This window comes from Streptomyces sp. 549, from assembly GCF_030124175.1.
GTDB lineage: Bacteria > Actinomycetota > Actinomycetes > Streptomycetales > Streptomycetaceae > Streptomyces.
Map to the genome: position 1 here is coordinate 50,809 of NZ_JASKMT010000027.1, position 22,409 is coordinate 73,217.

Consider the following 22,409-nt stretch of genomic DNA (forward strand, 5'->3'; position numbering starts at 1 on the left):
GAGGCGGGGGAGCGCTCGGCGGCAGGGTGTGCGATGCGCGTGCGGCCTGCGGCGGGACGGCTCAGAGCGCCTTGCGCTGGGTGAGGCGGGTGAAGGCCAGCCAGCCGGGCAGCACCGGCAGCCAGAACGTCAGCACCCGGAACAGCAGCACGGCCGAGGTGGCGGTGGCGACGTCCAGCTTGCCGATGGAGGTCAGGCCGATCAGCAGCGCGCCCTCCACAGCGCCCAGGCCGCCGGGCGTCGGCGCGGCCGATCCCAGCGCGTTGCCGGCCAGGAAGACCACGGCGACCACCGCGAAGCTCGCGCTGCCCCCGAAGGCGCGGATCGACGCGTCGAGGCACATCACGAACGCCAGCGTCAGCAGCAGCATGCCGCCGATGCCGCTCAGCAGCTTCCGGGGCCGCTGCGCCACGTCGAGCATGCGCGGCACCACGCCGGCGAACAGCGACCGCACCCGGGTCACCACGAACTTGCGCAGCCCCGGGATGGCCGTGACGACCAGCGCCAGCACCGCGACCGTCAGCAGGCCGGCGATGACCGTGCGGGACGGCGGGATGGACGGCGCCTGCTCCTTGCCGGTCAGGTAGCCGAAGAACAGCAGCAGCATGATGTGCGAGCCGAGCCCGAACAGCTGCGAGGCGCCGACGCTCGCCACGGCGTGCCCGGGCCGGACGCCGGCCCGCTGGAGGAAACGCGCGTTCAGCGCCACCCCGCCGATCGCGGCGGGCGCCACCAGCTTCACGAACGAACCCGCGACCTGCGCGGCGACGGTGCGCAGGAACGGGACCTTCTCCGGCACGAACCCCAGCAGGCTGAGCGCCGCCGCGAGGTAGGTGACGGCCGAGAACAGCAGGGCGGCGGCGACCCAGCCCCACTCGGCGTCGCTGACCAGGTTGGTGAGGTTGACGTGCACCAGCTGGGAGAGCAGGAAGTACGCGGCGACCGCACCGGCGATGGCGCTGATCAGCGTCCGAGGCCTGATCCGTTCCAGGCGGGCGGGCTCTATGGGGGCCTGCGGGCGGATGCGCAGCACCTCGCCCCGGATCTGGGTGAGCAGGTCCTCCTCGCGGGCGCCCTCCAGCGCCTCGTCCAGCGCGCGCTTGTCGGCGTACCGCTCGGCGCGCACCGCCTCCCGGGTGCCCGGCTCGGGCGCCTCCCCGCGGGCCTCGCGGGCCTGCTTGCGGTCCCGGGACGCGGCCAGCACCCGTTCACGTTCGCGGTTCGCGCGCTCCTTCGCCAGCCGCCGCAGCGTCTGGCGGGTGCTGCGGTTCAGCGCGATGGGCTGGAGCATCGGCAGGCTGTCGGCGACGGCGTCCGGGCCGAGCGCGGCGACCGCCGCCCGTACCGCCCGCTCCGCGCCGACCCGCAGACCGAACGTGGTCAGCAGCTGGGCGACGTCCATACGCAGGCTCAGGTCGCCCGCGGCGATCTCGCCGCCGCGCAGGTCGGTGAGGAACACCGCGCCGGAACGATCCACCACCAGGGCGTCGCCGCTGAGCCGCCGGTGCGCGATGCGCCGCGACTGCAACGCGCGGACCTGGTGCCAGGCCGTGGCCATCAGGGCGTCGGTGATCTCCTCGTCGGCCAGCGCGTCCAGCGGCCGGCCGCCGATGTGCTCGTAGACGAGGATCACCGCGTCCGGGCCCAGCTCCGACGTGGCGATCAGCTTCGGCGCGTTCGCCCCGGCGGCGATGGCCGCGTACGACAGCAGCGCCTCCTGCTCCAGCGCCTGCCGCAGCGTCTGCAGGCTGCGGCGCTGGGTGATGCCGCGCAGCGCGAGCCGCCGCCAGGCCCGGTAGAAGTAGCCGTGGGCCTGCTGCTCCCGGTCGACGATGGTGACGTCCAGCGGCGGGCCGTCCTCCAGCGTCACCACGTAGCGGCGCCCGCGGTCGTTGTCGTGCCGGTCGTGCCGGTCGTGCCGGTCGTGCCGGTCGTGCCGGTCGTGCCGGTCGTGGCGGTCGCGCCGGTCGCCGTGGCTGTCGTCGTCACCGCCACCGCTTCCGCTGCTCTCGCCGCCGTCGCGGTCGTGGACCTCCGGGCCCTCGGCCCGCAGCGCGCTCACCGGACTGAACCCGACCCGGCGCAGACCGGCCAGCAGGTTCTGGCCCGTCGGCCGCACGTTGGGGGTGCCGACCGCGTACAGCGTGGCGTAGGCGACGGTCCAGCCGATCAGCACGGTCAGCACGATGGCGAAGGAGGTCATGTAGCCGCTGATCAGCACCGACAGCGCGTCGGTCAGCAGCACCACCCACAGCAGCACCCGCCAGCGCGGGCGGCGGGCCATGCCCACCGCCGTCATGTACGCGATGACCGGGCCGAGGTAGTTGTGCACCGGGTCGGTCAGGCCACCGGACGGCGACGCCTTGGTCAGCGCCTCCTGGATGGACTCAGGCGCGGCCTCGGCCACCCACAGCGCCACCGCCAGCGAGACGCCGTGCGCGAGCACCGCGGCCAGCACGCCGTCCGCGATGCGCAACCCGTCGCGCTTGATCAGCCGCTCCACGGCGAACGCCACCGGGACGATCAGCACGGCGATGCTGGACACGAACGCGGCGATGGAGATGACCAGCGGCGGTGCCTGCCCGGCGCCCTTGTCGATGTCCTGCTCCAGGCCGGCGGCGGTGCCGTGCGCGAAGTAGGCGATGCCCAGCAGCAGCACCGTGCCGAGGCTGCCGAGCAGCAGACGAAGCAGGTCTGAGGGCCGGTGGGCGCGTGCGGAGAGCAGCGGTTCGTCCCCGTCGAGCTGGTCGGCGCGCACCTCCTCAGGGTAGGACGGGGCCACCGGGGTGGCAGGGGTCTCCGGTACCGGAGAGGCCCCGTCCTGCGCCTCGGTCTGCTTTTTTCCGTCCTGTATCACGTGTCACCGCCCGGAAGATGGTGGCATGCCGAGGCCGGGACCGACCGCAGGAGGTGCCGTTTGCGGGCGAATCCGTGATCTTCCCCACGAGTGCGGCGCTGTCGGTGGCATGCGGCAGCATGGCCGTCATGCGCGAGCACACAGCGGAGCCGGGAGAGTCGCCCACCGAGGAACCGCCACCTCCGGCTTCGGGCCACGCCGCCGACTACACCGAACGTGTCCTGGAGGTGACCGAGCTGATCCCGCCCGGCCGGGTCATGACCTACGGCGACATAGCGGAGTGGCTGGGCACGGGCGGCCCCCGCCAGGTCGGCCGGGTGATGGCCCTGCACGGGGCGGCGGTGCCGTGGTGGCGGGTCGTCCGCGCCGACGGCCGGCCGCTGCCGGGCAGCGAGCGGCGCGCCCTCGCGCACTACCGCGCCGAGGGCACCCCGCTGCGGCCGGGCGCCGACCCGCCGCGCCTGGACATGCGGCAGGCCCGCTGGGACGGCGGGGACGGCTGAGCGCCGGGTGGGCCTTGTCACAGTGTCCAGCTTCCGTCATGCCGCCGCACCGCATCCGCTGAGCGGTCCGTACGAGGTGCCGCCTGGGCCGTCCGGGTAGTGGCGACCCGCTCGGACAACCCCCCGCGAACGCCGCGGGGGACCTCCGGGACGCGCTGCGAGCCGGGCGCTCCCTGGCGTACCGTCGGCAGCACCCAGAACGAACCCCAGGGCCGGCGATCCACGTGAGTTCCTCCGATAAATCCCATGCGTACCGCTTGGTGCGCACCCCGCCGGGTCAGGCGAGTCCTCCTCCGTTGGACGCAGCGCAGCGTGCCGTGGTTGACCACACCGGCGGGCCCCTGCTCGTGCTCGCCGGTCCCGGCACCGGCAAGACCACCACCCTGGTCGAGGCCGTCGCCGAACGTGTCCGGCGCGGCACCGACCCCGAACGGGTCCTGGTGCTCACCTTCAGCCGCAAGGCCGCCGTGGAACTCCGCGACCGGATGGCCGCACGCATGGCCGGCACCGCGCCGCAGGCCACCACCTTCCACTCGTACTGCTACGCGCTCGTCCGCTCCCACCAGGATGCGGAACTCTTCGCCGAACCGCTGCGCCTGCTGTCCGGACCCGAGCAGGACCTCTACATCCGCGAGCTGCTGGCGGGGCAGCTGGAGCTGGAACGGGCGGGACGCGGTCGGGTCGGCTGGCCCGACGACCTGCGGGCCTGCCTCACCACCCGGGGCTTCGCCGACGAGGTCCGGGCGGTACTGGCCCGCAGCCGAGAGCTGGGCCTGGGGCCCGGCGAGCTGAGCGGCTTCGCCCGGCGCACCGGCCGACCCGACTGGTCGGCGGCGGCCGGTTTCCTCGCCGAGTACCTGGACGTGCTCGACCTGCACGGCGTGCTGGACTACGCGGAGCTGGTGCACCGCGCGGTGCTGCTCGCCGAGCGCCCCGAGCCGCAGGGCGCCGCCGGGCGACCGGCCGCCGCCTACGACGCCATCTACGTCGACGAGTACCAGGACACCGACCCGGCGCAGGTCCGTCTGCTCCAGGCGCTGGGCCGGGTCGGCACGGTCGTCGCGTTCGGGGACCCCGACCAGTCCATCTACGCCTTCCGGGGCGCCGACGTGGGCGGCATCCTCGACTTCCCCCGGACGTTCCCCGGCGCGGACGTCAGAGTGCTCACCGCACACCGCCGCTCGGCGGCGGAACTGCTCGCCGCCACCCGGCGGCTCACCGCCCGCATGCCGCTGACCCGGCTCCCGGCCGCCGCGGTCCGGGCCCACCGCGAACTGACGTCCTCCCGTCCCGGCGGTCGGGTGGACGTGCGCACCTACCCGACGCCGGGGGCCGAACTGGAGAACATCGCCGACCTGCTGCGCCGGGCCCACCTGGAGGACGGCACCCCCTGGTCGTCGATGGCCGTCCTGGTGCGCGCCGGCGCGCGCAGCCTGCCCTCACTCCGTCGCGTGCTCACCTCCGCCGGGGTCCCCGTCGACGTGGCGGGTGACGACCTGCCGCTGCGCCGCGAGCCCGCCGTCGCCCCGCTGCTGACCGCTCTGCGGGTGGCAGCCGGCGGCGCCGTCGCCGGCACGGCCGCCGACGGTTCGGAGGCGGGTGGTTCGGCGGCGGGTGGGCCGGAGGGGGACGTTTCGGAGGGGGACGGGCCGGAGGGGGAAGGGCCCGACGCGGGCGGGGCGGCTGCCGCGTCCCCGGCCGAGTCCGCCGATACCGACGCCGCCCCCGCCCCAGTCGCCGCCGCCGTACCCCCCGCCCCGGTCGCCGGGCGGCTCGACACCGCGACCGCGCTCTCCCTGCTGGCCTCCCCGCTGGGCGGCATGGACGCCGCCGACCTGCGGCGGCTCGGGCGGGCCCTGCGCGAGGAGGAGCGGGCCGCCGGACGGGCCGTGCCGCGGCCTTCCGACGAACTGCTCGCCGAGGCGCTGGACCAGCCCGAACGCCTGGTGGCCCACGACCCCGGCTACGCCCGCGGCGCCCAGCGGCTCGGCCTGCTGCTGCGCAAGGCACGCGAACTGCTCGCCGGCGGCGGCACCGCCGAACAGGCCCTGTGGGAGCTGTGGGACGGCACGCCCTGGCCGCAGCGGCTCGAACGCGCCGCCCGCCGCGGCGGACCGGCCGGACGCAACGCCGACCGGGACCTCGACGCGGTGTGCGCGCTGTTCGAGGTCGCCGCCCGTGCCGAGGAGCGCATCGGCGGCCGGGGCGCGCTGAACTTCCTGGAGGAGCTGGACGCCCAGGACATAGCGGCCGACACGCTGGCCGGCCGGGCGGTCCGCCCGGAGGCGGTACGGCTGATGACCGCGCACCGCGCCAAGGGCCTGGAGTGGCCGCTCGTGGTCGTCGCCGGGGTCCAGGAGGGTTTGTGGCCGGACCTGCGGCGCCGCGGTTCCCTGCTGGAGGCCGACCGCATCGGCCGCGACGGCCTCGCCGAGCCCCTTACCCCGGGCGCGCTGCTGGCCGAGGAGCGCCGCCTGTTCTACGTCGCCGCGACCCGCGCCCGGGACCGGCTCGTCGTCACCGCGGTCAAGGCGGCGGCCGACGACGGCGACCAGCCGTCCCGGTTCCTCGCCGAACTCGGCGTGGAACCCCGCGACGTCCCCGGGCGCCCGCCGCGTCCGTTGTCGGTGGCGGCGCTCGTCGCCGAACTGCGGTGCACCACCGTCGACCCGGCCGCCTCGAAGGCGCTGCGCGCCGCCGCCGCCGAACGGCTGGCCACGCTCGCCGGGCTGCGCGACGACGAGGGCAACGTGCTGGTGCCCGCCGCACACCCCTCGCGCTGGTGGGGCCTGCACGAGGCGACCCGCAGCGAGGTGCCGCTGCGCGACCGGGACCAGCCGGTGCTGCTCTCCGGCAGCGCCATCGGACAGCTCAACGACACCTGCTCGCTCCAGTGGTTCCTGGGCCGCGAGGTGAAGGCCGACGCCCCCGCCACCGCCGCGCAGGGCTTCGGCAACGTGCTGCACGTGCTCGCCGACGAGGTGGCCTCCGGGGCCACGCCCGCCGACCTGCCGGTGCTGCTGGAACGCCTCGACTCGGTATGGGACGCGCTGGCCTTCGAGGCGCCCTGGAAGTCGCGTCAGGAGAAGGACAGCGCGCGAGCGGCGCTGGAGCGCTTCCTGCGCTGGCACGTCCAGGAACGCGGCAGGCAGCCCGTCGCCACCGAGCACGGCTTCGACATCGAGCTCCAGGCCGGCGACTACCAGGTGCGCGTCCGCGGCAGCATGGACCGGGTCGAGCAGGACGCCCAGGGCCGCGCCTACGTGGTGGACTTCAAGACCGGCAAGGCCAAGCCGACCGGCGGGGAGGTCGCACAGCACCCGCAGCTCGCCGTCTACCAGTTGGCGGTGCGGGAGGGCGCTCACCCGGGGGCCGCCGAGCCGGGTGGTGCCGAACTCGTCCATCTGCGGATCGGCGCCCCCGTGAAGGAGGGCGGCGACGACTTCCCGGCCGTCCAGCGTCAGGAGGCGCTGCCCGCGCCGGGCGAGGGCGACTGGGTCGGCGAGCTGCTGACCAGGGCGGCCGGTCGGGTCCTCGACGAGCGGTTCAGCCCGTCACCGGGCCAGCACTGCGGCAACTGCGCCTTCCGGGCGGCCTGCAGCGCCCGCTCCGAGGGCCGCCACGTGGTGGAGTAGCCCCTCCGGCCGCCCGGCCCGGGGGCGACACGCGGGGTGGTGTGCGTCACCCGGCTCCGGGCTGACCAGCCCGTTCCCGGGAGCCTCCGCGGGGGCCGGACAGAAGTGTCGGCGGCAGCCGCTAACGTCTCCGGGATGGCACCACGGCTCAGCGATCCCGGGCAGCTCAGGGAGCTCCTCGGTATCCCGTTCACCCCTGAGCAGCTGGCGTGCATCACCGCCCCGCCCGCCCCGCAGGTCATCGTCGCCGGTGCCGGTTCCGGCAAGACGACCGTGATGGCCGCCCGCGTCGTGTGGCTCGTCGGCACCGGCCAGGTGCCCGCCGACCGGGTGCTGGGCCTGACCTTCACCAACAAGGCAGCCGGTGAACTCGCCGAACGGGTCCGCAAGGCGCTCGTGCGGGCCGGGGTGCTGGACACCGACCCCGCCCCCGGCGAGGAGGAGGACCCGGGCGAGCCCGTCATCTCCACCTACCACGCCTTCGCCGGACGCCTGCTGAAGGACCACGGCCTGCGCCTGGGTGTGGAGCCCACCTCCCGGCTGCTCGCCGACGCCACCCGCTTCCAGCTGGCCGCCGCCGTCCTGCGGTCCGCCGCCGGCCCGTTCCGGGGTCTCACCACCTCCGTCAGCGCGCTGGTGGAGGACCTGCTCGCGCTCGACGGGGAACTGTCCGAGCACCTCGTGCCGCCGTCCCGGCTGCGCGCCCACGACACCGAACTGCTCGACCTGCTGGAGAGCGACCGGGTCCGGCTCACCAACGCCTCCCTGCGAAAGGTGCCCGAAGCCGCCCGCGGGCGGCTGGAACTGCTCGGCCTGGTCGAGGAGTACCGGGCCCGCAAACGGCGGCTCGACCTGCTCGACTTCGGCGACCAGATCGCCCTGGCCGCCCGGCTCGCCGGGGAGGTCCCGGACGTGGGCCGCGCGCTGCGCGAGGAGTTCGCGGTGGTGCTGCTCGACGAGTACCAGGACACCTCCGTCGCCCAGCGCATCCTGCTCGCGGGCCTCTTCGGCGACGGCACCGGCCACCCCGTGACCGCCGTCGGCGACCCCTGCCAGGCGATCTACGGCTGGCGCGGCGCGTCCGTCGCCAACCTCGACGACTTCCCCCAGCACTTCCCGCACGCCGACCGCACCCCGGCCCGCCGCTACGCGCTCAGCGAGAACCGGCGCAGCGGCGGCCGGCTGCTCACCCTCGCCAACACGCTCGCCGCCGACCTGCGCGCCCGGCACGAGGGCGTGGAGGCGCTGCGACCCGCCCCCGGCGCGGAGCACGACGGCCGGGTCAGGTGCGCGCTGCTCGGCACGCACGCCGAGGAACTCGACTGGCTCGCCGACTCCCTGGCCCACCTCGTGCGCACCGGCACACCGCCCGGCGAGATCGCGGTGCTGTGCCGGGGCGCCGCCGACTTCGCCGAGATCCACGGCGCGCTCGTCGCCCGCGAACTGCCGGTGGAGGTCGTCGGGCTGTCCGGACTGCTGCACCTGCCGGAGATCGCCGACCTCGTCGCCACCTGCGAGGTGCTGCAGGACCCCACCGCCAACGCCGCGCTGGTCCGGCTGCTCACCGGCCCGCGCTGGCGCATCGGTCCGCGCGACCTGGCCCTGCTGGGCCGACGGGCCCGCCTGCTGGTGGCCGCGACCGGCCCCGAGGACACCGACCCCGACCGGCGGCTGGCCGCCGCCGTCGAGGGCACCGACCCGGCCGAGATCATCTCGCTCGCCGACGCGCTCGACACCTTCCTGGAGGGCGACGGCCACGACGACCGGCTGCCGTTCTCCGACGACGCCCGCCTGCGCTTCGCCCGCCTCGCCGCGGAGATCCGCGACCTGCGCCGCTCGCTCGCCGACCCGCTGATGGACGTGCTGCACCGCGTCCTGGCCGTCACCGGCCTGGAGGTGGAACTCGCCGCGTCCCCGCAGGCCGTGGCCGCCCGGCGGCGTGAGACGCTCGGCACCTTCCTGGACCTGGCCGCCGGCTACGCCTCACTTGACGGCGAGACCTCGCTGCTGGCGTTCCTCGGATTCCTGCGCACCGCCGCCCAGTACGAGAAGGGGCTGGACAGCTCACTGCCCGGCGGTGAGAACACCGTCAAGGTGCTCACCGCGCACAAGTCCAAGGGCCTGGAGTGGGACGTGGTGGCCGTGCCCGGCCTGGTCGCCGGGCAGTTCCCCAGCAGCCGCAGCCCCGACTCCTGGCTGAGCCGCCCCGGCGTGCTGCCGCACGCCCTGCGCGGCGACGCCGGCACGCTGCCGCAGCTGGACTCCTGGACCGCCAAGGACCGCAAGGCGTACGACACGGCGATGAGCGAGCACCAGGCCACCGAGGAACTGCGGCTGGGCTACGTGACGTTCACGCGTCCCCGCTCGCTGCTGCTCGGCTCCGGGCACTGGTGGGGCCCCAGCCAGAAGAAGCCGCGCGGCCCGTCCTCGTTCCTGGAGGCCCTGCGCGCGCACGTGGAGCGCGATCCGGCGCACGGCGAGGTCGAGCGCTGGGCGGAGCCGCCGGACGAGGAGGCGGTCAAGGCCGGCAACCCGGCGCTCGCCGAGCCCGCCGAGGAACGCGCCTGGCCGCTGCCGCTGGACCCTGCCGCCCTGGCCCGGCGGCGGGCCGCCGCCGACGCGGTCCTGGCCCGCCTGGACGCGCCCGGCCCGCTCCCGGCCCCACGCCGGTCCACGTCCGGCCCCTCCGCACGCCGGCGCACGCCCGCTGCCGGGCCAGGCCCCGGGCCCAACGCGGAATCCGTCCCCGCAGCGGGCCCTTCCGACGGGGCTGAGCTGTCACCGGAGGAGGCCAGGCTCGCGGCCTCCTGGGACCGGGACCTGGAGGCGCTCGCCGGTGAACTGCGGCGCTCCCGGAGGACGGTCCGGGAGGTGCCGCTGCCGGCCACCCTCACCGCGTCACAGGTGCTGCGCCTCGCCGCCGACCCGGACGGCTACGCGCGCGACCTGGCACGCCCGATGCCCCGGCCGCCGCAGCCCGCCGCCGCCCGCCGCGGTACCCGGTTCCACGCCTGGGTGGAGTCCCGCTTCGAGGCGCTTCCCCTGCCCATGCTGGGACCGGAGGAACTGCCGGGCGCGGAGGATCTGCCGGGCACCGACGGGGTCCCGGCGGAGATCGCCGACGAGCGCGACCTCGCCGCCCTGAAGGAGGCGTTCAGCCGCACCCCGTACGCCCGCCGCACCCCGCACCGGGTGGAGGCCCCGTTCCAGCTGTCGCTGGCCGGGCGCATCGTGCGCGGCCGCATCGACGCCGTGTACCGGGACGAGGACGGGGACGGCTACGAGATCATCGACTGGAAGACCGGCCGCGCACACCACGCCGATCCGCTGCAGCTCGCCGTCTACCGGCTCGCCTGGGCCGAGCAGCACGACCTGCCGCTCCCGGCGGTACGGGCCGCGTTCCTGCACGTCCGCAGCGGCGAGCTGATCCGCCCGGCCGATCTGCCGGACCGCGCCGGTCTGGAACGCCTGCTGCTGACCGGCTCCACCGCCCCCGATGAGGCGCCCGCCGACGTGTCCCCCGCCGACGTGCTCTCCTCCACGTCCGCTGCCGACGCCGGCAGCGGTGGCGACGGCGCCCGGCGGACGGACGCCCACCGCCGCTGACCGCATCCGCACACGCGACCGGTGGGTACGCCGACCGCCTCCGGCCGTGCTCCGCACGTGCCCGCCACAGGCGACCCTCGAAGGGCCCCCGCCGCGCTCCTGCGCGCAACCCGCGCGCGGGTTGCGCGCAGGGTGCGGATGCGTGGTGGGGGACGGACGCCGGATAGGGTCGGGGCCATGAGCACCACCCCGGACAGCGCCGTCCGCGACTTCCTCGGCACCGAACGTGACGCCTTTCTCACCGACCTCGCCGAGTGGCTGCGCATCCCGTCCGTGTCGGCCGACCCGGACCGCGCCGCCGACGTCGTGCGCAGCGCCGAATGGCTCGCCGACCGGCTGGGCCGCACCGGCTTCCCGACCGTCGAGGTGTGGCCGACGCCCGGCCATCCCGCGGTCTTCGCGGAGTGGCCCGCCGACGACCCCGACGCGCCGACCGTGCTGGTCTACGGCCACCACGACGTGCAGCCCGCGGCCCGCGAGGACGGCTGGCACAGCGACCCCTTCGAACCCGTCGAGCGCGACGGCAGGCTGTACGCCAGGGGTGCCGCCGACGACAAGGGCCAGGTCTGGTTCCACACCCTCGGAGTGCGCGCCCACCTCGCCGCCACCGGCCGCAGCGCGCCCGCCGTCCACCTCAAGCTGCTCGTCGAAGGCGAGGAGGAGTCCGGTTCGCCGCACTTCCCCGACCTGATCGCCCGGCACGCCGACCGGCTGTCGTGCGACGCCGTCATCGTCTCCGACACCGGCATGTGGGCCCCCGACACCCCCACCGTCTGCACCGGCATGCGCGGACTCACCGACTGCCAGATCGACCTGCACGGCCCCGACCAGGACGTTCACTCGGGCTCCTTCGGCGGCGCCGTGCCCAACCCGGCCACCGAGGCCGCCCGCCTCGCTGCGGGCCTGCACGACGACCGCCGCCGCGTCACCCTGCCCGGCTTCTACGACGGCGTGGCGGACCTCAGCGAGGAGGAGCGCCGGCTCTTCGCGGAACTGCCGTTCGACGAGGCGGCGTGGCTGCGCACCGCGCACAGCCACGCCCCGCTCGGTGAGGCCGGCTACAGCACCCTGGAGCGGGTCTGGGCCCGCCCGACGGCGGAGGTCAACGGCATCTCCGGTGGCTACCAGGGCCCCGGCGGCAAGACCGTGGTGCCGTCCACCGCCCAGCTGAAGCTGTCGTTCCGGCTGGTCGACGGTCAGCACGCGGAGAAGGTGCAGCAGAGCCTGCGCGACTGGGTCGCCGCCCGGCTCCCGGCCGGCATCCGGCACACGATCACGTTCTGGGGCGCGACCCGGCCCTGCCTCACCCCGCTGGACCACCCCGCCCTGCGCTGCCTGGCCCGAGCCATGGCACGGGCGTTCGACAAGCCCGTCCGCTACACCCGTGAGGGTGGTTCCGGGCCGGCGGCCGACCTCCAGGACGTCCTGGGCGTGCCGGTGCTCTTCCTGGGCATCTCGGTCCCGTCCGACGGCTGGCACGCCCCGGACGAGAAGGTCGAACTGGAGCTGCTGATGAAGGGTGTCGAAACCACCGCATACCTGTGGGAAGACCTGGGGAAGAACTGGCGGCCCGCCCGTACCTGAGGCGCACACCCGGCCGCCCGGAGAGGCCCGCCCCGCAACTGAAGGAGAGCAGGGAACAGCAGTGACCACCTGGACCGATCGTGCCGCCCGCCCCGACGTCCCGCTCGCCGCGGGCGGCGGCATCGACCGAGGGGCCCACCACCGGCTGGACGAGGTCTGGCTGGCCGCTGCCTGGAGCCACCCCACGACCCGCTGCTTCGTGGTGTCCGGCGGCCAGGCGCTGGTCCTGGACACCGACGACGGGCGCACCGAACTGGTGACGATGCCGTCGTTCGACGCCCCCCTCACCGAGGCGCACCGCTACTACCTGGGCACCGACGGCGACGGGGTGAGCTACTTCGCCCTCCAGAAGGACACCCTGCCCGGCCGGATGGACGCCCTGGCCCGCCCGGCGGGTCTGCGGGAGGCCGGTGCGCTGCTGTCCGACCGGGACGCCGCGCTGCTGGTGCACGCCGTCGCGCTGGAGAACTGGCAGCGGCTGCACCGGTTCTGCTCGCGCTGCGGGGAGCGCACGCTCATCGCGGCGGCCGGGCACATCAGGCGCTGCCCGGCGTGCGGCGCGGAGCACTACCCGCGCACCGACCCGGCGGTGATCATGCTGGTCACCGACGACCGGGACCGCGCCCTGCTGGGACGCCAGGTGCACTGGCCTGAGGGGCGGTTCTCCACCCTGGCGGGCTTCGTCGAGCCCGGTGAGTCCATCGAGCGCACCGTGGTGCGCGAGGTGCGCGAGGAGGCCGGTGTGGCGGTCGGCGAGGTCGAGTACATCGCCAGCCAGCCGTGGCCGTTCCCGTCCAGCCTGATGCTGGGCTTCATGGCCCGCGCCACGTCACCGGACATCCAGGTCGACGGTGACGAGATCGAGGAGGCCCGCTGGTTCTCCCGTGAGGAGCTGCGGCTCGCCATAGAGGCCGGGGACGTGCTGCCGCCGTCGGGCATCTCCATCGCGGCCCGCCTCATCGAGCGGTGGTACGGCGAACCGCTGCCCCGCCCGCTGCCTCAGCCCCTGCCGCCAGGCCGGCCCAGCCAACACAGCCAGCCCAGCCAGCCCGCAGTGGACACCCGCCCCGACGACTGCTGAGCGCGCGCGGTCTTGTCGGTGCACGAGCTGACCCCGGCGGGCGGCGGATCACCGTGATCCGCCGGCCACCGGGGCCGTTCGCCCGGCGCTTGACCGCGCCGACGCGCTGTCAGGCGGCGAGAGCCTGCTTGACCTGGGCCAGTGACGGGTTCGTCATCACCGTCTCGGCGCCGGAGGGCGCGACCACCAGCAGAGTGGGCACGGTCTGGTTGCCGCCGTTGGCCTTCTCCACGAACGCTGCCGAATCCGAGTCGTGCTCGATGTTGACCTCGGTGTAACCGATTCCCTCGCGGTCCATCTGGCCCTTGAGCCGACGGCAGTATCCGCACCAGGTGGTGCTGTACATCGTCACGGTTCCCGCCATGGGTTTCTGCTCTCCCTTGTGGTTGCGGCCGCTGCGGCTCGCGGTCTTGCGGAAGACCCGCCGCCGGCCGTTCGTCGTCAGCCGCGCTGCCGGAGGGGCAACGCGGCACTCGGGGAACGTGCGGGGCTCCCCGGTCATTCCCACCGGTCCCACGGGTACCCGCCACCGCCCCCACGGATACGCACGGGTGCCCGGCCGTCCCGGCACGTTCGTATGACCGGTCCTGCCCGCCTGTGGACACGGCGGCTCACCCGCCCCGGCGGCAATGGCAGCATGTCGGGGTGACCCCAGCCACGCACTCCCCCCTGTTCCCGCAGCCGCCCGACACGGCCGACGCGGTACTCGAAGGGCTCGACCCCGAGCAGCGAGAGGTCGCCACGGCCCTGCGCGGGCCGGTCTGCGTGCTGGCCGGCGCGGGCACGGGCAAGACCCGCGCGATCACCCACCGCATCGCCTACGGGGTCCGCTCGGGTGTGCTCAAACCGGCCAACGTGCTGGCGGTCACCTTCACCAACCGCGCGGCCGGGGAGATGCGCGGCCGGCTCCGCCAGCTCGGAGTCACCGGCGCCCAGGCCCGCACCTTCCACTCCGCCGCGCTGCGTCAGCTCCAGTTCTTCTGGCCGCGCGCGGTCGGTGGCGACCTGCCGCTGCCGCAGCTGATGGACCGCAAGATCCACCTGGTCCGCGAGGCCGCGGAGGCGCACGGCGTCCGGCTCGACCGCACCCAGCTGCGGGATCTCGCCGCCGAGATCGAGTGGGCCAAGACCACCCAGACCATTCCCGACCAGTACCCGCAGGCCCTGCGCAAGCACGGCCGGGACGCCCCGCGCGACCCGGCCGAGATCCGCTCCGTCTACGACGCCTACGAGCGGCTGAAGCTCGAACGGCGACTGATCGACTTCGAGGACGTCCTGCTGCTGATGGTCGGCATCCTCCAGGAGAAGCCGGACATCGCCGAGCAGGTGCGTCGCCAGTACGAGCACTTCGTCGTCGACGAGTACCAGGACGTCAACCCGCTCCAGCAGCGGCTGCTGGAGCTGTGGCTCGGCGAGCGCGACACACTGTGCGTCGTCGGCGACGCCAGCCAGACGATCTACTCCTTCACCGGGGCCACGCCCGACCACCTGCTCGGCTTCCGCAACCGCTATCCGGCGGCGACGGTGGTCAAGCTGGTTCGCGACTACCGCTCCACCCCGCAGGTGGTGCACCTCGCCAACAAGTTGCTCGCCGGCGCCCGGGGCCGCAACGCCGAGCACCGGCTCGACCTGGTCTCGCAGCGCGAGAAGGGCCCGGAGCCGACCTTCACTGAGTACCCGGACGAGGTGGCCGAAGCCGAGGGCACCGCCCGGCACGTGCGCCGCCTGATGGACGCCGGGGTACCCGCGAGCGAGATCGCGGTGCTCTACCGCGTCAACGCCCAGTCCGCCCTCTACGAGCAGACGATGGCCGCCAGGGACGTGCCCTACCGGCTGCACGGCGCCGAGCGCTTCTTCGAGCGCCCGGAGGTCCGGGAGGCCGGGGCACTGCTGCTGGGAGCCGCACACGGCTCCGTGGACCCCGCCCTTGAGGGCCTGGACGTGCCGGGCAAGGTGCGCCGGCTGCTCGCCTCCCGCGGCTGGACGCCCTCGCCGCCCTCGGGGTCGGGCGCCGCCCGGGACCGCTGGGAGTCCCTGGCAGCCCTGGTGCGGCTCGCCGAGGACTTCGTCGCGGCCCGCCCCTCGGCCCGGCTGGCCGACCTGGTCGCGGAGCTGCGCGAGCGCGCCGCGGCCCAGCACGCCCCGGCCGTCGAGGGCGTCACCCTGGCCTCGCTGCACGCCGCCAAGGGCCTGGAGTGGGACGCGGTGTTCCTGGTCGGCCTCACCGAGGGCATGATGCCGATCACCTATGCCAGGACGGACGAGCAGGTCGAGGAGGAACGCCGCCTGCTCTACGTGGGGCTGACCCGCGCCCGCAAGCACCTGGCCTTCTCCTGGGCGCTCGCCCGGTCCCCGGGCGGCCGGCCCTCCCGGGAGGCCAGCCGGTTCCTGGCCGGGCTGCGGTCCCAGGCGGCACGAGGCAGCGGCGCGACGATCACCGGCGGCGTGGAGCGCGGCGTGCAACCGCGTCCGCGCAGGCGTCGTGAGCTGGCGCGCTGCCGGGTCTGCGGGCGCGCGCTGACGGACGCCGGCGAGATCAAGCTGCTGCGCTGCGAGAGCTGCCCGTCCGAACTGGACGAGCGCCTGCACGAGCGACTGCACACCTGGCGCGCCGAGCAGGCCGCGCTCATCGGTCAGCCGCCCTTCTGCGTCCTCACCGACAAGACGCTGCTCGCCATCGCCGAGGCAGTGCCCGCAGACGAGGCGGAACTGACCAGGATTCCGGGCGTCGGCGGACGCAAGCTGCGGCGGTTCGGTCCCGACGTGCTGGCTCTCTGCGCAGGTGAGGAGCTCGCAGGTCAAACGGACGAGAGCGTTCCGGGCTCGGTCGCCGACCCGGCCGGGAATCCGCTGGAAAAATAGTTTGCATCCGGCGCCGAAACCCTCATAGCCTGCCGGTCATGGAAAGCGAGGGGCTTCTGGCTCTGGGCCTTCCATGCTGTACTGATTCCTGAAAACTTCAGGAACGGACCTCGCGGTCCGTTCCCCCGAGACGCCGAGAGGAGGCGAACCCCAGTGATCGCATACATCAACACCACCGCAGTCGACCGCTCGGTCGTCGCCTCCTGCCTGCCCGGCTACCCCCAGGTCGGCAATGGGCTGACCAGCGGTGTGACCGGCGGTGACCTGCTCGGCAGCGGTCTGCTCGCGGCTGTTCGCGGCGATGAGCGACCGATCGGGGCATCCGCGGTAGCGGCAGTGGCACAGGCGAAGGCCTTTGCCACCCGCGTCGCAGCGGCGGATGCCGGCGCAGAACGCCAGAAGAAGCAGCACCTCACGATGTGGGCCTTCCGTGGGCTCGAACCCTGGAGAGATCCAACCTGATCGGCATGATTCAGGTCGGCACCTTCCAGGGCCGCGGAACCCTCACCGGGATCCGCGGCCCTTCTGTTTTGCCTCCACCGGGCCGGCCACCAGCCGGACAACGACAACAGACGAGGAATCACCAGCCGTGCAGACGCAGACGCACACCCCGTCGCGCACCACCGACCTGAACCCGCCAGATCCCACGGAGGCCCCGTTGACCCCGCTGACCACCCTCACCGACCTGGACGACGCCATCGACCGGCTCGGCGGGGCCGTGCCCTGCCGCAGCTACGACCCGGAGGTCTTCTTCGCCGAGTCGCCGGCCGACGTCGAGTACGCCAAGTCGCTGTGCCGGACCTGCCCCCTCCGGGACGCCTGCCTCGACGGTGCCAAGGACCGCCGTGAGCCTTGGGGCGTCTGGGGCGGTGAGCTGTTCGTACAAGGCGTGGTGGTTCCCCGCAAGCGGCCCCGTGGCCGCCCGCGCAAGAACCCGGTCTCGGCATGAACGCCCTCGGCACCATCGACCGGCCGTCCGGTCACGGACCCACGAAGCAGGACCCGATGAACGACTCCACCTCCTACACCACCGCTGACGCACGGCCCGAAGAGGCCGGCTCGCTCCAGAACAGGAACCGCAAGATGCAACTCATGCCAGAAACCCTGAGCAGAACCCGAATGCTCGACCACATGCGCGAGGCCGAGTCCGAACGCATGGTCCGCCGGGTGCTCAACGCCCGCCGGATGCAGAAGAAGGCCGACCGCGCCTCCAAGAGGGCCCGCCGGGCCCTGGCCATGGCCGTCATGCAGTAAGCACCGCGTGCCCCTCGGGGACCGGGGCACGCGATCCCGCCGAACGGTCGCCGGTACGCCGGTGGTCACCGTTGCGCCAAGGGCCACCGTTACACGTGTGAGTACAGAGGCGGGTGTGAACAGATGTGAGGGCCGGGGTGTGGCACCTCGGCCCTCACGGCGTTGCGGGGCTATCGTCGTTCGGTGGAGAACAAGTCAGTGGAGCAACTGGTGGACAAGCCGGAGAGGCACCCGTCGCCGGACGGCGGCAGGGACGGGCCCGTGCGCTGCGTGCTCTGCGGGGCCACCGCTCCGAGGCTGCCGCTCACCTGGGTGTGCTCGGTGGAGGACGGCGTGTCCCGCCATGTGTGCGAGCGCTGTGCCCGCAGCCACATCCGGGCCATCGAGGGCAGACTCGACTCCTCCTGGTGGTGACCGGAAGCCGCACCTCGCAGGTGTGCCGCTCAGGCGGACCGGCAGGACGTGCCAGGCCCCTCCTCGCCGGTGCCGGTTGTTGCCGGCGGTTCCTCGGGCTGCCCCGCCCGGGTGGCCTTGCCGCCTGCCGGCGCCTTCTTGGACGCCGCACGTTGTGCCGTGGCGGAACCCCTCCTGGCCGCCCCACCCTTCGCGGCCCCACTCTTCGCCGCCCCACCCTTGGCCTTGGCCGCTTGGCTTACTGCCGCCGGGCTCTTCGTGGCCGAGCTCTTCGCGGCCGAGCCTTTCCCTGCCCGGCTCTTCGGCCGCGCGCTCTCGGCTGAGGCGGCGTCCTCAACCTCAGCGGTCCCGGTCCCGGCCCCGGTGGATCCGACCGTCGCGGTTTCTGCCGCGGCGGTCTTGGCCCGCCGGGCCGGCCGCTTCCGGACTGGCTCAGCTGCGGGAGTACCGCCCTCCGCCTCCGTGTCCGCCTCCGCCGCCGTGTCCGCGTCCGGCGCGAGCGGCAGCGTGACCGGGACTGCGGTGGCCTCCGGCGCCTCCGTGGCGCCGTCCGCCTCGCCTCCCGCCTGCTCCTCCGGTACGAAACCGGGCAGCCATGCCTCCAGCTCGTCGCGCAGACGCACCTGCGCGCCCAGCTGGCAGAGCACTCCGATGGTGCTGAGCGTCACCCGGTGGATCAGCAGGTAGGCCGGAGGGAGGTTGAGCTGTTTGCCGAGCTGGTGCGCAGGCGACCGCAGATCACCGATCCGCGCGGCCTGCTCCCGCATCCAGCTCCGGGAGAAGGTGAACTCCTCCGCCTTCCCCGGCTCGATGATCGGCCGAAGGTAGTCCAGCACCGCGTCCGGATCCAACTCGATCGAGGACTTGACGAAGCCGTCCTCCCGCAACAGGTCGTAGACGCCCTGGGCGTCGCCGGCAAGCGTCATCCGCAGCGCGATGCCGATCGTCGGCGGCAACCCCTCCGGCAACCGGTCGACGGTGCCGAAGTCCATCACGCCCAGTCGGCCGTCTGCCAGCAACCGGAAGTTGCCCGGGTGCGGGTCGGCGTGCAGCAGGCCGGTGCGGGCCGTGCCCGAGAAGAGGAAGCGCGCCAGCATCTGCCCGGCGCGGTCGCGGTCAGCCTGCTCGCCGTCGCGGATCACCTCCGACAGCGGCGTGCCCGTGAGCCACTCCGTCACCAGCACCTGCTCGCTCTGGTGCACCACGTCGGGGACCCGGACGTCGGGATCGTCCGCGAACTCGGCGGCGTACGTGCGCTGCGCCTCCGCCTCCAGGGCGTAGTCCAGCTCCTCCGCGACCCGGTCGCGCATCTCCGCGATGAGCGGCTTGATGTCCATGCCCGGAACCAGCGGACCCAGCAGCCTGGCGAAGCGGCCCAACTGATTGAGGTCCGACAGCAGCGCCTCGCCGGCGCCCGGGTACTGCACCTTGACCGCGACCTCACGGCCGTCGAGCCAGACGGCGCGGTGCACCTGCCCGATCGAGGCGGCGGCAGCCGGCATGTCGTCGAAATCCTGGAACAGTTCTCGCCAGTCGTCGCCGAGGCGCTCCGACAGGACGGTGTGCACGGTGGCGGCCGGCATGGGCGGTGCCGCCTCCTGCAGCTTCGTCAGCGCGGCCCGGTACGGCTTGGCGACCTCCTCCGGCAGCGCCGACTCGAAGACGGACATGGCCTGCCCGAACTTCATCGCCCCGCCCTTGAGCTCACCGAGGACCTTGAACAGCTGCTCGGCGGTGCGCTGCTGCAACTCCGTGCCGACCAGGTCGGCCGAGTAGCCGCCGATGCGCTTGCCCAGGCCCCAGGTGGCCCGGCCCGCGAAGCCCAGTGGCAGCGCGGCCAACTTCGCAGTGCGGGTGACGGCCTTGCGGGGAAGATCTGACATGGACCCCTCCAACTACCGGACAGCTCACGCTGCTACGACGCCATTGTGACCTGTCGGGCTCCCGGTTCCGAAGCCGCAGGGGTGGGGACCACCCCTGCGGAACCGCACGGGCACTCACCGTAGGATTCCAGCGCCTCCTGCTCCTGCCGCAGCCCCGGCAGCACGAAGGAGGTTCGTGTCCCCGCGCCGAAGGTGCCGTCCCCGTCCAGGAAACTCAGCGCGTGGCAGGCCGCGGCACCGGCTACGACCGCCGCGAGAGCCACGTCGCAGGCCGGGATCCCCGTGCGGCGGGCCGCCCGCCACTGGCCCACCACCAGCGGCCAGGACGGTTCCCGCTCGGCCCGGCTCAGCAGCATGCACTCGCCGCAGGCGCTGACCCCCGGCAGCACCAGCGGCCCCACGAAGCCCGTGCCCTCCACCACGCCCGCGTACAGGTGCGGACGGCCCGCCTCGACCAGCTCGCGGGCCTCGGCCGGATCGGGCGCGTACGCGCCCAGGCCGTCCCTGGGAGCGAGCACCACCAGACCAGGGCCGCGCTCGGAGTCGTCCGGGACGGGCGCCCGCAGCCACGGGGACGCCCGGCGGACCAGCCTGGCCGCGGCCGTCGCCCGGCGCTCACCCACCTGGCTGCCGCCGACGCCGCCGGCCGCCACGTCGGCCGCGGTGACACAGCCGCCGTCCACCACGTCGACCCGTCCCACGCCCGCCGCCGACAACAGCGCGGCCACACTGCTGCCGACCCGCCCGGCGCCCCGCACCTGGACGCGGAGCGAGCGCCGGGCCGCCAACCGCCGCACCGCCCCGCCCGGTTCGGGGTGCACCACCGACAGGGACGCGAGGTCGGGACGCAGACGGTCGCCGAGCCGGGCGGCGGCGCTGCGGGCGGCAGCCGGGTCGTCCAGCAGGCCCGCCCGGGCGAGCCGGTCCACCAGGCGGTCGGCGGTGCCGGACGGCAGGTGCAGGGCGGTGGCCGCGGCGCGCAGCTGCTCCACGTCCCTGGTGCCGTCCAGCAGGCCCAGCAGGCTGCCCGTCGCGGTGTCCACCGGCGCGAGCACCACGGCGTGCGCGGGGGCCACGCCGTACTGCACCGTCTGGCGGTTGCGCCAGCTCCGCCGCAGCGCGGGCTTGATCATGGGTCGCATGCTGCCTCCTCCGTCGTCGTCCGTGCGCCGCTCGGTCGCCCACCTTCGCGCTGCGGGCGCACCTGCCCGGCAGCGCGGAGGCGGCCCCGCCGGGCCGTTGACCGTGCTGCGCCCAGCATGGAGTGGAACGCCACTGCCGTGTGCGGAGTTGTCCACAGGTGGTGGGTCATAGTCGTATTTGACGATCCTGCCGATGGCGGTCAGTCGCCGGGAATCGGGTTCCGGCAAGGGACTTCCCGGGGTGCCAGCGGGTAACGTCGGAACGTGCCCGCCGAACCGCTGAACCGCGCCTCCCAGCCGCGCGGTGCGCCCAGCCAGGACCGGTCAGGACCCGACGCGGGAGCGGTCGAGGTGCGGCGCAGCACCCGGCGCCGCCGCACGGTCTCCGCCTACCGCGAGGGCGACCGCACCATCGTGCTCCTCCCGGCCCGCATGTCGGCCGAGGAGGAACGCCGCTGGATCACGGTCATGCTGGACCGGCTGGCCGCGCAGGAGAGCAAGCGTGTGCTGGGCGACGGCGAGCTGGCCGAGCGGGCCGAGCGGCTGTCCGGCCAGTACCTGGAGGGGCGTGCCCGCCCCTCGTCGGTGCGCTGGGTGACCAACCAGAACACCCGGTGGGGGTCGTGCACCCCGGCCGAGGGCAGTATCCGCCTCTCGCACCGGCTCCAGGGCATGCCCGAGTACGTCATCGACTACGTGCTGCTGCACGAGCTGGCCCACCTGCTGGTCCCCGGGCACGGTCCGGGGTTCTGGCGGCTGCTGGAGGCCTACCCGCGCACCGAGCGGGCCCGCGGCTTCCTGGAGGGCGTGGTGGCCGCCGACCGGCTGCCGCACGTTCCCTGACGACTCGCCGGGCCGGTTGACGGTCCCACCCGCTAGCCTGACGCGGAACAGGTTGGGCACGGGATGGGGGACGACGTTCGTATGGCCAGGGAGTTTCAACGCGGCCACAAGGCCAAGGTCGGTGACCTGACCGCGGGGACCGACATCTACGTCGGTGTCCGGATCGAGGGGCCGGGGCTGACCTTCGACATCAGCTGCTTCGGACTGGACGCGGAGGAGCGGCTCTCCGACGACCGGTACTTCGTGTTCTTCAACCAGCCCAAGTCGCCTGAGGAGTCCATCCAGCTGCTCGGTGCGCAGGCGGGCGACACGGAGTCGTTCCGGGTGACGCTGGGCCGGGTGCCCGACGCCGTCCGCCGGCTCTCCTTCACCGCCACCATCGACGGCGCCGGCCAGATGTCGCAGATCGGCCCCGGCTACCTGCGCATCGTCGCGGGCGGCGAGGAGGTGGCGCGCTACGCGTTCGACGGCTCGGAGTTCACCACCGAGCGCGCGGTGATGCTCGGTGACTTCTACATGAAGGACGTCTGGCGCTTCGCCGCGGTCGGGCAGGGCTTCGACGGTGGCCTGGACGCGCTGCTGAGGAACTTCGGCGGCGAGGTGCTGGAGGAGCAGCAGGAGCCGCAGCAGCCCGCCGCGGCGCCCGGCTTCGCGCCGCCCGCCGCAGCCGCACCGGCGTTCGCGCCCCCCCCCCCCCCCCCCCCCCCCCCCCCCCCCCCCCCCCCCCCCCCCCCCCCCCCCCCCC

15 protein-coding genes and 1 pseudogene are annotated in these 22,409 nt (G+C 74.1%); 12 read left to right on the forward strand and 4 right to left on the reverse strand.

The window, feature by feature from the left end; all coding sequences use genetic code 11:
- Positions 1 to 61 precede the first annotated feature (61 nt).
- Entirely contained in the window at positions 62 to 2,857 is a 2,796-nt protein-coding gene (locus QNO07_RS23220) for a lysylphosphatidylglycerol synthase transmembrane domain-containing protein (protein WP_502961913.1), read from the reverse strand.
- A 128-nt stretch (positions 2,858 to 2,985) separates the two neighbouring features.
- On the opposite strand from QNO07_RS23220, the gene QNO07_RS23225 reads away from it, so the two are divergent.
- The 5 genes from QNO07_RS23225 to nudC all read left to right on the forward strand — a co-directional run bounded on the left by QNO07_RS23225 (position 2,986) and on the right by nudC (position 13,266).
- Positions 2,986 to 3,360 (forward strand): MGMT family protein, encoded by a 375-nt coding sequence (locus QNO07_RS23225; protein WP_283994253.1) that lies wholly within the window; start codon positions 2,986 to 2,988, stop codon positions 3,358 to 3,360.
- A gap of 224 nt (positions 3,361 to 3,584) precedes the next feature.
- Complete coding sequence (locus QNO07_RS23230) at positions 3,585 to 6,995, forward strand: ATP-dependent helicase (RefSeq protein ID WP_502961914.1); 3,411 nt, start codon at positions 3,585 to 3,587, stop codon at positions 6,993 to 6,995.
- A 135-nt stretch (positions 6,996 to 7,130) separates the two neighbouring features.
- Positions 7,131 to 10,601 (forward strand): ATP-dependent helicase, encoded by a 3,471-nt coding sequence (locus tag QNO07_RS23235; protein ID WP_283994255.1) that lies wholly within the window; start codon positions 7,131 to 7,133, stop codon positions 10,599 to 10,601.
- Positions 10,602 to 10,778: 177 nt separating this feature from the next.
- Complete coding sequence (locus QNO07_RS23240) at positions 10,779 to 12,185, forward strand: dipeptidase (RefSeq protein WP_283994256.1); 1,407 nt, start codon at positions 10,779 to 10,781, stop codon at positions 12,183 to 12,185.
- A gap of 61 nt (positions 12,186 to 12,246) precedes the next feature.
- Positions 12,247 to 13,266: an NAD(+) diphosphatase gene (gene nudC, locus QNO07_RS23245; protein WP_283994258.1), complete on the forward strand. Its 1,020-nt coding sequence runs from the start codon at positions 12,247 to 12,249 to the stop codon at positions 13,264 to 13,266.
- A gap of 109 nt (positions 13,267 to 13,375) precedes the next feature.
- Here nudC and QNO07_RS23250 read toward each other — a convergent pair whose 3' ends face one another.
- Positions 13,376 to 13,630, reverse strand: a complete 255-nt coding sequence (locus tag QNO07_RS23250) for a glutaredoxin domain-containing protein (RefSeq protein WP_283994259.1) — start codon at positions 13,628 to 13,630, stop codon at positions 13,376 to 13,378.
- A gap of 281 nt (positions 13,631 to 13,911) precedes the next feature.
- On the opposite strand from QNO07_RS23250, the gene QNO07_RS23255 reads away from it, so the two are divergent.
- The 5 genes from QNO07_RS23255 to QNO07_RS23275 all read left to right on the forward strand — a co-directional run bounded on the left by QNO07_RS23255 (position 13,912) and on the right by QNO07_RS23275 (position 17,796).
- Positions 13,912 to 16,128: an ATP-dependent DNA helicase UvrD2 gene (locus tag QNO07_RS23255; RefSeq protein WP_502961915.1), complete on the forward strand. Its 2,217-nt coding sequence runs from the start codon at positions 13,912 to 13,914 to the stop codon at positions 16,126 to 16,128.
- Positions 16,129 to 16,281: 153 nt separating this feature from the next.
- Positions 16,282 to 16,590 (forward strand): hypothetical protein, encoded by a 309-nt coding sequence (locus QNO07_RS23260; RefSeq protein WP_283994261.1) that lies wholly within the window; start codon positions 16,282 to 16,284, stop codon positions 16,588 to 16,590.
- A gap of 127 nt (positions 16,591 to 16,717) precedes the next feature.
- Positions 16,718 to 17,077, forward strand: coding sequence for a WhiB family transcriptional regulator (locus QNO07_RS23265; RefSeq protein ID WP_283994263.1), 360 nt, complete (start codon positions 16,718 to 16,720; stop codon positions 17,075 to 17,077).
- Positions 17,074 to 17,382 (forward strand): putative WhiB-interacting protein, encoded by a 309-nt coding sequence (locus tag QNO07_RS23270; protein ID WP_283994264.1) that lies wholly within the window; start codon positions 17,074 to 17,076, stop codon positions 17,380 to 17,382. The genes QNO07_RS23265 and QNO07_RS23270 overlap by 4 nt, the downstream gene beginning before the upstream one ends.
- 183 nt (positions 17,383 to 17,565) lie before the next feature.
- The gene (locus QNO07_RS23275) at positions 17,566 to 17,796 is read left to right on the forward strand and encodes a hypothetical protein (RefSeq protein ID WP_283994271.1); all 231 of its coding nucleotides are present in this window, start codon (positions 17,566 to 17,568) and stop codon (positions 17,794 to 17,796) included.
- A gap of 554 nt (positions 17,797 to 18,350) precedes the next feature.
- Here QNO07_RS23275 and QNO07_RS23280 read toward each other — a convergent pair.
- Positions 18,351 to 19,679, reverse strand: a pseudogene (locus QNO07_RS23280) (ABC1 kinase family protein); the annotation flags it as partial.
- A gap of 32 nt (positions 19,680 to 19,711) precedes the next feature.
- Complete coding sequence (locus QNO07_RS23285) at positions 19,712 to 20,821, reverse strand: ThiF family adenylyltransferase (protein ID WP_283994265.1); 1,110 nt, start codon at positions 20,819 to 20,821, stop codon at positions 19,712 to 19,714.
- Between the two features lie 264 nt (positions 20,822 to 21,085).
- Here QNO07_RS23285 and QNO07_RS23290 point away from each other — a divergent pair, with 264 nt between their 5' ends.
- Positions 21,086 to 21,664, forward strand: a complete 579-nt coding sequence (locus QNO07_RS23290; protein ID WP_283994266.1) for a M48 metallopeptidase family protein — start codon at positions 21,086 to 21,088, stop codon at positions 21,662 to 21,664.
- Positions 21,665 to 21,745: 81 nt separating this feature from the next.
- Positions 21,746 to 22,409, forward strand: a 664-nt coding sequence (locus QNO07_RS23295; protein WP_283994267.1) for a TerD family protein, incomplete at its 3' end; no start/stop codon positions are given.